General features: G+C 68.9%; 9 protein-coding genes. 1 reads left to right on the top strand and 8 read right to left on the bottom strand.

All coding sequences use genetic code 11. The features are described from left to right. The 8 genes from greA to hrcA all read right to left on the bottom strand — a co-directional run bounded on the left by greA (position 1) and on the right by hrcA (position 10,958). Positions 1-465: a transcription elongation factor GreA gene (gene greA / locus U8331_RS07520; protein ID WP_481132917.1), complete on the bottom strand. Its 465-nt coding sequence runs from the start codon at positions 463-465 to the stop codon at positions 1-3. A gap of 153 nt (positions 466-618) precedes the next feature. Continuing rightward, the gene (gene carB / locus U8331_RS07515) at positions 619-3,876 is read right to left on the bottom strand and encodes a carbamoyl-phosphate synthase large subunit (protein WP_481130452.1); all 3,258 of its coding nucleotides are present in this window, start codon (positions 3,874-3,876) and stop codon (positions 619-621) included. Position 3,877: 1 nt separating this feature from the next. Beyond that, a complete protein-coding gene (carA, locus tag U8331_RS07510) occupies positions 3,878-5,020 on the bottom strand; it encodes a glutamine-hydrolyzing carbamoyl-phosphate synthase small subunit (protein ID WP_481130451.1) in 1,143 nt (380 codons plus the stop codon). A 186-nt stretch (positions 5,021-5,206) separates the two neighbouring features. Further along, positions 5,207-5,878 carry a 4-hydroxy-tetrahydrodipicolinate reductase gene (locus U8331_RS07505; protein WP_481130450.1) on the bottom strand — a complete coding sequence of 224 codons (672 nt, stop codon included), beginning with the start codon at positions 5,876-5,878 and terminating at the stop codon, positions 5,207-5,209. Between the two features lie 103 nt (positions 5,879-5,981). After that, positions 5,982-7,115 carry a molecular chaperone DnaJ gene (dnaJ, locus tag U8331_RS07500; protein ID WP_481130449.1) on the bottom strand — a complete coding sequence of 378 codons (1,134 nt, stop codon included), beginning with the start codon at positions 7,113-7,115 and terminating at the stop codon, positions 5,982-5,984. 130 nt (positions 7,116-7,245) lie between these two features. Continuing rightward, entirely contained in the window at positions 7,246-9,174 is a 1,929-nt protein-coding gene (gene dnaK, locus U8331_RS07495) for a molecular chaperone DnaK (RefSeq protein ID WP_481130448.1), read from the bottom strand. Between the two features lie 107 nt (positions 9,175-9,281). Further along, positions 9,282-9,797, bottom strand: coding sequence for a nucleotide exchange factor GrpE (gene grpE, locus U8331_RS07490; RefSeq protein ID WP_481130447.1), 516 nt, complete (start codon positions 9,795-9,797; stop codon positions 9,282-9,284). Positions 9,798-9,911: 114 nt separating this feature from the next. Continuing rightward, on the bottom strand, positions 9,912-10,958 hold the full coding sequence (hrcA, locus tag U8331_RS07485; protein WP_481130446.1) for a heat-inducible transcriptional repressor HrcA: 1,047 nt from the start codon (positions 10,956-10,958) through the stop codon (positions 9,912-9,914). 143 nt (positions 10,959-11,101) lie between these two features. Between hrcA and recN the strand changes: the two genes are divergently transcribed. Next, positions 11,102-12,775, top strand: coding sequence for a DNA repair protein RecN (recN, locus tag U8331_RS07480; RefSeq protein ID WP_481130445.1), 1,674 nt, complete (start codon positions 11,102-11,104; stop codon positions 12,773-12,775). Positions 12,776-12,781 lie beyond the last annotated feature (6 nt).

The following is a 12,781-nucleotide window of genomic DNA, read 5'->3' as shown; positions in this document are numbered from 1 at the left end:
TCAGCCGTCGTAACGGACGGCGACGATGTCGTACTCGCGGGTACCGCCGGGCGCGTCGATGCTGACACTGTCGCCTTCGTGCTTGCCGATCAGCGCACGTGCGACGGGGGACGAAATCGCGATCAGGCCCTGCTTGATATCGGCCTCGAGGTCGCCAACGATCTGGTAGGTCTTTTCCTCATCGGTATCGGCGTCCGCCAGCTCGACGGTCGCACCGAACACGATGCGCGAGCCGGCGTTCAGCGAGGCGATGTCGATGACCTGCGCGTGCGACAGCTCCGCTTCCAGCTGCTTGATGCGGCCTTCGATAAAGCCCTGCTGCTCGCGGGCGGCATGGTATTCGGCGTTTTCCTTGAGGTCGCCGTGCGCGCGCGCCTCGGCGATCGCGGCGATCACGGCCGGCCGCTTGACCGACTTGAGCTCCTCGAGCTCGGCGCGGAGGCGCTGGGCGCCCTTGGTGGTGATGGGTGCTTGCATGACAGGTCCTGCTGCCGGCGGCAGCCGGCGATGTATTGATACGGGGGAATGGGTCTACGCCCCGGATTGTGACGGCCACGGCGGGAATGGCAACCGTCCCGCCAACTCGTCCACCGATAAATGCGCAGGAGCGGCACCGCGTTACGCGGCGCCTTCCAGCTCGGCGTGCAACTCCTGCAGCGACCACACCGGACCGGTGCCGCGGAACTCGAGCGACTGCACCAGCGCACGCGCGCCCGCCACGGTCGTCGAATAGGTCACCCGGTGCTGCAGGGCCTCGCGACGGATCGAGAACGAATCCGAAATCGCCTGCCGGCCTTCGGTGGTGTTGATGATGTAAGCGATCTCGCCGTTCTTGATCAGGTCGACCACGTGCGGACGGCCCTCGGCGACCTTGTTGACCGCTTCGCAGGCCAGTCCCTGCTCGCGCAGGAACGCCGCGGTGCCGTGGGTGGCGACCAGTTCGTAACCTCGCTCGACCAGGTCGCGCGCGACCGGCAGCACGCGCCGCTTGTCCGGGTCGCGCACCGATACGAACACCTTGCCCGACTCCGGCACCGCCCTGATGCCGCCCGCCTCCTGCGCCCGCGCCATTGCCGCGCCGAAGCTGCGGCCGACGCCCATCACCTCGCCGGTGGAGCGCATCTCCGGCCCGAGGATCGGGTCGACGCCCTGGAACTTGGCGAACGGGAAGATCGCCTCCTTGACCGAGTAATAGTCGGGGATGACCTCGGCGGTCGCGCCCTGCTCGGCCAGCGTCCTGCCGGACATGCAGCGCGCCGCGATCTTCGCCAGCGGCACGCCGGTCGCCTTGGACACGAACGGCACCGTGCGCGATGCACGCGGGTTCACTTCCAGCAGGTAGATGGTGTCCTCGCCGTCGGGCTGGTCGCTCACCGCGACCGCGAACTGCGTGTTCATCAGGCCGATGACATCGAGCGCCTTGGCCAGCGCCACCACCTGCTCGCGCAGGCGCGCCTGGGTGTCCGGCTTGAGCGAGTACGGCGGCAGCGAGCAGGACGAGTCGCCGGAATGCACGCCGGCCTCCTCGATGTGCTCCATCACGCCACCGATCAGCACATTGCCGTCCTTGTCTGCGATGACGTCGACATCGACCTCGACCGCGTTGTCGAGGAAGCGGTCCAGCAGCACCGGCGACTTCTCGGAGACCTTCACCGCTTCGCGGATGTAGCGCTCGAGGTCGGCGTCGGAATGCACCACTTCCATTGCGCGGCCGCCGAGCACGTAGCTCGGGCGCACCACCAGCGGGTAGCCGACCTCGCGGGCCAGCGCCACGGCCTCGTCGGCGTTGCGGGCGATGCGGTTGGGCGGCTGCTTGAGGCCGAGCTGCTCGATCAGCTTCTGGAAACGCTCGCGATCCTCGGCCAGGTCGATGCTGTCGGGGCTGGTGCCGATGATCGGCACGCCGGCCGCCTCCAGCGCCTGCGCCAGCTTCAGCGGGGTCTGGCCACCGTACTGGACGATCACGCCCCTGGGCTTCTCCAGCTCGCAGATCTCCAGCACGTCCTCGAGCGTCAGCGGCTCGAAGTACAGCCGGTCGGAGGTGTCGTAATCGGTCGAGACGGTTTCCGGGTTGCAGTTGACCATGATGGTCTCGAACCCGTCCTCGCGCAGCGCCAGCGCGGCGTGCACGCAGCAGTAGTCGAACTCGATGCCCTGCCCGATCCGGTTGGGGCCGCCGCCGAGCACGATGATCTTGTTGCGGTCGGACGGATTGGCCTCGCACTCGTCCTCGTAGGTCGAGTACATGTAGGCGGTGGTGGTGGCGAATTCGGCCGCGCAGGAGTCAACCCGCTTGTAGACCGGACGCACGTTGAAGGCGTGGCGCAGGGTGCGCACGGCCGCTTCGTCGGTGCCGGTCAGCTGGGCCATGCGGGCGTCGGAGAAGCCCATGCGCTTGAGCGCGCGCATGCGCCTGCCGTCGAGTGCCGCGAGGCCACCGTCGGCGATCCGCTTCTCGGCAGCGACGATCTCCTCGATCTGGTCGAGGAACCACGGGTCGACGAACGACAGCGCGTGCACGTCCTCCACGCCCATGCCGGCGCGGAACGCGTCACCGATGTAGAAGATGCGCTCGGGACCGGGCTCCTTGACCTCGCGGCGCAGCCTGACCAGATCCTCTTCGTTGCCGAGGTCGAGGCCGGTCGGGTCGAGGCCGACCTTGCCGGTTTCCAGTCCGCGCAAGGCCTTCTGCAGCGACTCCTGGAAGGTGCGGCCCATCGCCATCACCTCGCCGACCGACTTCATCTGCGTGGTCAGGCGCGAGTCGGCCTGCGGGAACTTCTCGAACGCGAAGCGCGGGATCTTGGTGACGACGTAGTCGATCGCCGGCTCGAACGAGGCCGGGGTCGCGCCGCCGGTGATCTCGTTGCGCAGCTCGTCGAGCGTGTAGCCCACCGCGAGCTTGGCCGCGACCTTGGCGATCGGGAAACCGGTCGCCTTCGATGCCAGCGCCGAGGAGCGCGACACCCGCGGGTTCATCTCGATCACCACCACGCGGCCGGTCTCGGCGTTGATGCCGAACTGCACGTTGGAACCGCCGGTGTCGACGCCGATCTTGCGCAGCACCGCGATCGAGGCGTCGCGCAGGCGCTGGTATTCCTTGTCGGTCAGGGTCTGCGCGGGCGCGACAGTGATCGAGTCGCCGGTGTGCACGCCCATCGCGTCGAAGTTCTCGATCGAGCAGACGATGATGCAGTTGTCCGCGGTGTCGCGGACCACCTCCATCTCGAACTCCTTCCAGCCCAGCACCGACTCCTCGATCAGCACCTCGCTGGTCGGCGACAGTTCGAGGCCGCGCTTGACGATCTCCTCGAACTCCTCCTTGTTGTAGGCGATGCCGCCGCCACTGCCGCCGAGGGTGAAGCTCGGGCGGATGATGGTCGGGTAGCCGACGGTGGCCTGGATCTCGACCGCCTGCTCGTAGGTCCTGGCGACCGCGGCCTTCGGGCATTCCAGGCCGATCTCGGCCATGGCCACGCGGAACAGTTCGCGGTCCTCGGCCATGCGGATCGCGTCGCGCTTGGCACCGATCAGCTCGACGTTGTATTTCTCCAGCACGCCGTGGTCGGCGAGGTCGAGCGCGCAGTTGAGCGCGGTCTGCCCACCCATCGTCGGCAGCAGGGCGTCGGGCTTCTCCTTGGCGATGATCTTCTCGACCGTCTGCCAGTTGATCGGCTCGATGTAGACGGCGTCGGCCATCTCCGGGTCGGTCATGATCGTCGCCGGGTTGCTGTTGACCAGCACCACCCGGTAGCCCTCGTCGCGCAGGGCCTTGCAGGCCTGGGCGCCGGAGTAGTCGAACTCGCAGGCTTGGCCGATCACGATCGGGCCGGCGCCGATGATCAGGACGGTCTTGATGTCGGTGCGCTTTGGCATGTCAACGCACCCCTGCGTTCTGGTTGTTGTTCATGGATTCGATGAAGCGGTCGAACAGCGGTGCCACGTCGTGCGGGCCCGGGCTGGCCTCGGGATGGCCCTGGAAGCTGAAAGCCGGCGCGTCGGTCAGGGCGATGCCCTGGTTGGAACCGTCGAACAGCGAGCGGTGGGTCACGCGCACGTTGGCCGGCAGCGTGGCCTCGTCGACCGCGAAGCCGTGGTTCTGGCTGGTGATCATCACCCGGCCGGTATCGAGATCCTGCACCGGGTGGTTGGCGCCGTGGTGGCCGAACTTCATCTTCAGCGTCTTGGCGCCGACCGCAAGGCCGAGCAGCTGGTGGCCGAGGCAGATGCCGTACGTCGGCACCTTGCGGTCGATGAACTCGCGGATCGCCTCGATCGCGTAATCGCACGGTGCCGGGTCACCCGGGCCGTTGGACAGGAACACGCCGTCGGGCTTGAGCGCGAGCACGTCGGAGGCGCTGGTCTGCGCCGGCACGAGGGTCACGTTGCAGCCGCGTTCGGCGAGCATGCGCAGGATGTTCTGCTTGACCCCGAAATCGTAGGCGACCACGTGGTAGCGGCCCTCGGCGCGCACGAACTCGCCGCTGTCGAGGTCGAGCTGACCTTCGCGCCAGTCGCGGTGCTCGCGGGTGCAGACTTCCTTGGCGAGGTCCATGTCCTTGAGCCCGGCGAACTTGCGCGCCGCCTCGATGGCCTTGTCGGCGTCGATGTCGTCGCCGGCCATCAGCGCGCCGTTCTGGGCGCCGGTGTCGCGCAGCAGGCGGGTCAGCTTGCGGGTGTCGATGTCGGCGATCGCGACCACGCCGCGGCTGGCCAGCCATTCCGGCAGCGACACCTGGCTGCGCCAGTTGCTTGGCCGGCGCGGAATGTTGCGCACGATCAGGCCGGCGGCCCAGACGTCGGTCGCCTCATTGTCGAGTTCGGTGACGCCGGTGTTGCCGATGTGCGGGTAGGTCAACGTTACCAGCTGGCGCGCGTAGGACGGGTCGGTCAGGATTTCCTGATAGCCGGTCATGGCGGTGTTGAACACCACTTCACCGACCGAAAGGCCGGGCGCGCCTACGGAAATACCCTCGAAGATGGTGCCGTCTTCGAGGGCAAGGATTGCGGGATGGGTCACGAGGATCGCCTTGGCTGCCAGGGGATGCTGACTCCGTTGCAGCGCAGCGCAACCGGAATGCAGGTTGCAGCAAAGCGCGGACGCGGTGCGGGACCGGTCCGAAACAGAGTTCAGGCGAACGGGAATTCTAGCGATGTAGCGGCACTGGCGCCAGCAGGCCGTTCACGTGGCGATGGAAACCGTACGCTACAGGACGAGGTCACGCAGGTGATAGCGTCCGGGCTCGCGTCCGGCCAGCCGGGTGGCGGCCAGCAGTGCGCCGCGGGCGAAGATGTCGCGGCTGGTGGCGCGATGGACGAGTTCGATGCGCTCACCCAGCCCGGTGAACTGCACGGTGTGCTCGCCGACTATGTCCCCGGCCCGCAGCGCCGCGTAGCGCGGCTGCGCGCCGCCCTGCCCCGCACGATCACCCAGCGCCAGCGCGGTCCCGGAGGGCGCATCCTTCTTGTGCACGTGGTGCGATTCGACGATGTCGCAATCCCATCCCCGGAGCGCCGCGGCGGCGCGTTCGACGAGATCGGCCAACACCACCACGCCCAGGCTGAAGTTGGCGGCGGACAGCACGGGAACGGCCGAGGCCGCCGCCTGCAACGCGTCGAGCTGGGCCTGCTCCAGCCCGGTGGTACCCGACACCAGCCCCGCCCCGCGGCCGACGCAAAGGGCGAGCACCGCATCGAAGCCGGCCGGCAGGCTGAAGTCGATCGCCACGTCGAACGACGGCACCCCATGCATTTCCGCCGCGGCGAAATGGGGCACCCCGTCGACAACGCGCTGGGCGGGTTTGCCGCCCGAGACGGCTGCGACCACCTGCAGACCGGCCCCGTTTTCGGAGCCCAGGCGCAGCAACGCCTGCCCCATGCGGCCGGAGGCACCGTGGATAAGCACTCGGACAGGCGGCGACATCAGCGCAGGCTAGCCGGGCACCGGCAATGCGGCAAGGGATGCAGCGATTGCGAACCGGTCAGGACGTCATGCGGTCCCAGAACCCCTTCACACCGTCAATGAAGGTCGACGAACGCGGGGAGTGCTTGCATGCGTCCTCGCCCGCGAAAGTGGCATCGAACTTCTCCAGCAACTCACGCTGCTCGGCGGTCAGGTTCACCGGGGTTTCCACCACGACGCGGCAATACAGGTCACCGGGTCGCCGGCTGCGGACCGACTGCACGCCCTGGTCACGCAGCCGGAACAGCTTGCCGGTCTGCGTTTCGGCGGGGATGCGCAGCTCCACCCCGCCACCGAGCGTGGGGACGCGGATGGTGTCGCCCAGCGCCGCTTGGCCGAGGCGGATCGGCACGTCGCAATGCAGGTCGTCGCCGTCACGCTTGAAGATGTCGTGCTCGCGGACGCGCACGTCGACGTACAGGTCGCCTGGCGGGGAGCCGGCCGGGCCGGCCTCGCCCTCGCCGGTGAGCCGGATGCGGTCACCGTTGTCGACGCCGGCCGGGATCTTGACCGAAAGCGTCTTGGTTTCCTCGATGCGGCCCTGGCCGTGGCAGTCGCCACACGGATTGCTGATGGTCTGGCCGCGGCCGCCGCAGTGCGGACAGCCCTGCTGCATCGAGAAGATGCCCCGCTGGAAACGGACCTGGCCGCGCCCGCCGCAGGTCGTACAGGTCTCCAGCTTGCCATCGGCCGACCCGCTGCCGCTGCAGGTGTCGCACTCGTCCAGCGTCGGGATCTCGATTTCCTTCTCGACGCCGCGCACGGCCTCCTCGAGCGAGAGCTCCATGACGTAGCCGATGTCGGCGCCACGCCGCGGACCACGCCCACCCGGGCCGCCGCCACCGAAGATGTTGCCGAAGATGTCGCCGAAGATGTCGCCCATGTCGGCGTAGCCGGGACCGCCCGGCCCACCGCCGCCCATGCCGTGTTCGAAGGCGGCATGGCCGTGCTGGTCGTAGACCCGGCGCTTGTTGGCGTCGGAGAGGACCTCGTAGGCCTCCTTGCACTCCTTGAACGAGGCCTCCGCCGCGGTGTCACCCGGATTGCGGTCCGGGTGGTACTTCATCGCGCACCGCCGGTAGGCCTTCTTCAGGTCGTCGGCGCTGGCATCGCGGCCCACGCCCAGCACTTCGTAATAGTCGCGCTTGCTCATCTGCTACGGGTTCCCCGGCCCCACCGGGACAGGTCGGGACTTCGGTGTTGCGTGAAACGACGAGGGTCCGGAAGCGCGGCGCGGTCCCGAACCCTCCCCAGCGGCGCCCCTCCGGGGAGGGGCCGACCGGTTACTTCTTCTCGTCGTCCTTGACCTCGGTGAACTCGGCGTCGACGACGTCGTCGGCCGCCTGCGCTCCGGCACCACCCGCCGCACCGGCCGCGCCCTCGGCACCACCGGCCTGGCCCTGGACTGCGCCCATCAATGCCTGCGCGGCTTCCTCCAGTGCGTTCGACCTGGCCTCGATCTGGCCCTTGTCGTCGCCCTTCATCGCGGTTTCCAGATCGGCGATGGCCGACTCGGTCGCGCCGATCGCGTCGCCCGGCAGCTTCTCGCCGTGCTCCTTGATGGTGCTGCGCGCCATGTGGATCAGGCCGTCGGCGTGGTTGCGGGCCTGCACCAACTGCTGGAACTTCTCGTCCTCCTCGCGGTTGGCCTCGGCGTCGGCGACCATCTTCTGGATCTCCTCCTCCGACAGGCCCGAACCGGCCTTGATCTCGACCTTCTGCTCCTTGCCGGTCTTCTTGTCCTTGGCGGTCACGTGGACGATGCCGTTGGCGTCGATGTCGAACGACACCTCCACCTGCGGCATGCCGCGCGGCGCCGGCTCGATGCCGGACAGGTCGAAGCGCGCCAGCGACTTGTTGAAGCGGGCCTGCTCGCGCTCACCCTGCAGCACGTGCACGGTGACGGCGGACTGGTTGTCCTCGGCGGTCGAGAAGGTCTGCGAGGCCTTGGTCGGCACCGTGGTGTTCTTCTCGATGATCTTGGTGAACACGCCGCCCAGGGTCTCGATACCCAGCGACAGCGGGGTCACGTCGAGCAGCAGCACGTCCTTGACGTCGCCGGCCAGCACGCCGCCCTGGATGGCGGCACCGATGGCGACGGCCTCGTCCGGGTTGACGTCCTTGCGCGGCTCCTTGCCGAAGAACTCGCTCACCGCCTGCTGCACCTTCGGCATGCGGGTCTGGCCGCCGACCAGGATCACCTCGCTGATGTCGCTGGCACGCAGGCCGACGTCGTTGAGCGCGGTGCGGCATGGCTCGATCGTCTTCTTGACCAGGTCCTCGACCAGCGACTCGAGCTTGGCGCGGGTCAGCTTGATGTTCAGGTGCTTCGGCCCGGAGGCGTCGGCGGTGACGTACGGCAGGTTGACTTCGGTCTGCTGGCTCGAGGACAGCTCAATCTTGGCGCGTTCGGCGGCGTCCTTCAGGCGCTGCAGCGCGAGCGGGTCCTGACGCAGGTTGATGCCCTGGTCCTTCTGGAACTCGTCGACCAGGTAATCGATGACGCGCTTGTCGAAGTCCTCGCCGCCGAGGAACGTGTCGCCGTTCGTCGACAGCACCTCGACCTGCATCTCCTCGTCGACCGAAGCGATCTCGATGATCGACACGTCGAAGGTGCCGCCGCCGAGGTCGTACACGGCCACCTTGCGGTCGCCGCCCTTCTTGTCCATGCCGTAGGCCAGCGCGGCCGCGGTCGGCTCGTTGATGATGCGCTTGACCTCGAGGCCGGCGATCTTGCCGGCGTCCTTGGTCGCCTGGCGCTGGCTGTCGTTGAAGTACGCCGGCACGGTGATCACCGCCTCGGTGACGGTCTCGCCCAAGTAGGCCTCGGCGGTCTTCTTCATCTTGGCCAGCACCTCGGCCGAGATCTGCTGCGGCGCCATCTTCTTGCCGTCGGCGGTTTGCACCCACGCATCGCCGTTCTCGTGCTGGACGATGCCGTACGGGACCAGGTCGAGATCCTTCTGCACTTCGGCGTCGGTGAACTTGCGGCCGATCAGGCGCTTCACCGCGTAGAAGGTGTTCTTCGGGTTGGTGACCGCCTGGCGCTTGGCCGAAGCGCCCACCAGGACCTCGCCGTCCTTGGTGTAGGCGACGATGGACGGCGTGGTGCGATCGCCTTCCGCGTTCTCGATGACCCGTGCCTTCCCGCCTTCCATCACGGCGACGCAGGAGTTGGTCGTGCCCAGGTCGATGCCGATGATCTTGCCCATGGTGTTGCTCCCTCTCGAATCTTTTTGTCTTGGGGCGGCCGCGCCGCCGATGTCCGCTATCTGGGGCTGGAGCCCTCCCCTTCAAGGGGAAAGCCCGCCCGCGTCGTTCAGTCGTGCCTGCTCACCACCACCAGCGCGGGACGCAGCAGGCGTTCGTTCAGCAGCCAGCCCTTCTGGTAGACCTGCACCACGTGGCCGGGCGCATGGTCGGCGCTTTCCACCATGCTCATGGCCTGGTGGTGCTCGGGATTGAAGGCCTGGCCCGCGGGATTGACCTCCAGCAGGCCGTTGTCGCCGGTCACCTTGAGCAACTGCTTCAGGGTCAGCTCCATGCCCTCGCGCAGCGGCCCGGTGTCGCCGGTCGCGGCGTTGAGGCCGGCCTCGAGGCTGTCGATCACCGGCAGCAGGTCGCCGAGCAGGCGTTCGTTGGCGAACTTGCGGGCCATGTCGCGCTCGCGTTCGAGTCGCTTGCGCTGGTTTTCGAGATCGGCGCGCTCGCGCAGTGCGTCCTCCCGCAGCCGGGCGATCTCGGCCTGGGCGGCCTCGAGTTCGACGGCCAGCGGCGAGGTGGGCTGCGCTTCGGCCTCGTGCTGGGCCGCGTCCTGGATAGGTTCGGTGGTCATGCTCGGCTCTGTTCCTGGCGCCCGTGGCGCGTTCTCCGCAACAGGGACGAGCAATGGGGACAGCCCGGGCCAATTCAACCCGCCCGGACACGGGCGCCGACGGACAGCTTCCGCTCAGGCGTCCGGGGCAAACGCCTCGCCGAGCGCGTCGGCGGCAGCCTGCACCACCGGGATCACCCGGTCGTAGGCCATCCGGGTCGGGCCGATCACGCCCAGGACGCCCAGGACGCGGCCGGCGGCAGCGTACGGAGCCGTCACCAGCGAAACCCCTTCCAGCGGCGCCAGACCGGTTTCCTCACCGATGAAGATCCGGACGCCGGGGGCGCGGACCGTGCGCTCCAGCAACTGGAGGATCTCGCGCTTGCGGGCGAACGCCTCGAACAGCTCGCGCAGGCGGTCCAGGTCCGACAGCTCCTGCAGGCCCATCAAACGGGTCTGGCCGGCCAGCACCATATCGTCGTGAGCGGGGGCCAGGGCATGTTCGGCCAGCTCGATCGACTGGGCCAGCAGCGATTCCATTTCGCTGCGCGCCGACCGCAGCTCGCGCAGCAGGGTCGCGCGGATGTCGGCCACCGGGCGGCCGGCGAAATGGTGGTTGAGATAGTTCGCCACCCGTTCCAGCTCACCCCGCTCGTAGGCGCGCCGGGTCTGGATGATCCGGTTCTGCACCTCGTTGTCGGCGAACACCAGGATCGCCAGCACCCGCTGCCCCTCGATCGGCACGAAATCCACCCGCCGGAACGCGAACTGCTCGCGCCGGGGCACGCTGACCACCCCGACGAAGCGGGTCATCGCCGACAGCAGCTCCGAGGCACTGCCGAGCAGGGCCTGGGTCCCGGACCCGGCCGGCAGTTCGCCGCGCAGCCGCGCCACTTCGGTGTCCGGCAACGGGCGCACCTGCAGCAGCGAATCGACGAACAGCCGGTAGCCCTGCGCGGTCGGTACCCGGCCGGCGGACGTGTGCGGTGCGCTCAGCAACCCGACCTCCTCCAGGTCGGCCAGGATGTTGCGGATGGTGGCGGCGCTGACATCGAGGCCGGCGTGGCGGGCCAGTGTCTGGGAGCCCACCGGCTCGCCGCTCTGGATGTAGCGGGCGATGAGGGTGCGCAGCAACTGCCGTGCGCGCGGGTCCAGGCCGGTGTCGTCGGGTTTGCGACTCATGGGCCGGGTATAAGGCCGGGCGGCGGACGGCGCAAGGCGGGGCGGCTCAGCGGACGAGACGGGCGCGTGCTTCATTCCGCCTGCTCCGCCCGTACGCGTCGCCCCTGCCCTCCGCCTCCGCCGACCTTTAAACTCGCCGCTGCATGCTCGCTCACCTTTCCCTCAAGCATTTCGCCGTGGTCGACGAGGCCGAACTGGCCTTCGGCCCCGGCCTGACCGTCATCTCCGGCGAAACCGGCGCGGGCAAGTCGCTGCTGGTCGACGCGCTGGGGCTGCTGTCCGGCCTTCGCGCCGACAGCGGGGTGGTCCGTCACGGCGCCGACCGCGCGGAAGTGGTCGGCGAGTTCGACCTCGGCGATGTACCCGCCGCGCGCCAGTGGCTGGAAGCCGCCGAACTCGACGACGGCGACGAGCCGCGCTGCGTGGTACGGCGGGTGGTCCGCGCCGACGGGGGCTCCCGCGCATGGATCAATGGCCGCCCGGTGACGATCGGCCAACTGGGCGACCTGGCCGGTCGGCTGGTCGAGATACACGGCCAGCACGAGCACCAGGCGCTGCTGTCGCGGACCAGCCAGCTCGCCCTGCTCGACGCCTACGGCCGCACGGATGCCGAGCGCGCCACGGTGGCCGAGGCGTCGGCGCATTGGAACGCCCTGCTGGCCGAGCGTGACCGGCTGTCGTCCCAGGGCGACGTATCGGACCGGATCGACTGGCTGGAGCACCAGCACGCGGAGCTCGAGCGGGAAACCCTCGAGCCCGACTCCATCCTGCAACTGCAGGTCGACCACAGGCGCCAGGCGCACGCCGCGGACCTCATCGCCGCGTGCGACGGCGTGTTCGCCCGCCTCGGCGGCGAGGACGGCAGCTCGCTGTCGCGCGACCTGCAGCGGGTACGGGGCGAACTGCAGCGGGTGACCGAACACGAACCCCGACTGGCGGAGGTGGACGACATGCTCGACGCCGCCGCGATCCAGCTCGATGAAGCACTCGCCCTGCTCGACCGCGTCCGCGCCGACCTGGACGTCGATCCTTCCCGATTCGATGCGATCGAGCAGCGGCTCGGACGGCTCCACGACCTCGCGCGCAAGCACCGCGTCACCCCCGAGCACCTGCTCGCCCACCGCGAGCGGCTTGCCGCCGAGCTGGAGGAACTGCGACACGCCGGCGTCCGGCTGCAGTCGCTCGACAGGGAGATCGAGGCGGCCCGGAAGGACTGGCGTGGCGCGGCGGACGCCCTGGGCGTCCGCCGCCGGGAAGCCGCCGCCAGACTCGCCGCCTCGACCACCGGACTCATCGCCGAACTCGGCATGGGCGGCGGCCGCTTCGACATCGCCTTCGAACCGCTGGAGATCGACCGCCCGGACCCGCAGGGCGGCGAACGCGTCGAGTTCCTGGTCGCCGCCAACCCCGGCCAGCCGGCGCGGGCCTTGCGCAAGGTCGCCTCGGGCGGCGAGCTGTCGCGCATCTCGCTGGCGATCGAGGTCGCGGCGCTGGGACTGGATGCGGTGCCGACGATGGTGTTCGACGAAGTCGACTCCGGCATCGGTGGCGGCGTGGCCGAGATCGTCGGGCAGAAGCTGCGCGCGCTGGGCGCGAGCCGCCAGGTGCTCTGTGTGACCCATCTTCCGCAGGTGGCGGCGCAGGGCCACGCGCACTATCGCGTGAGCAAGGCCGCCAGTGAAGGCGTCACCCAGAGCCAGGTCCGCCTGCTGGACGCGAGGCAGCGGCAGGAGGAGCTGGCTCGGATGCTGGGCGGCGTCGAACTCACCCGCGAGGCGCGCGCCGCGGCCAAGCGGCTGTTGAGCGACGTCGGCTGAGGCGCG

Source organism: Lysobacter sp. CC-YZS074 (genome assembly GCF_056739745.1).
The sequence above is the reverse complement of the archived record's forward strand: the minus strand, read 5'-3'. Positions and strand labels throughout refer to the sequence as shown.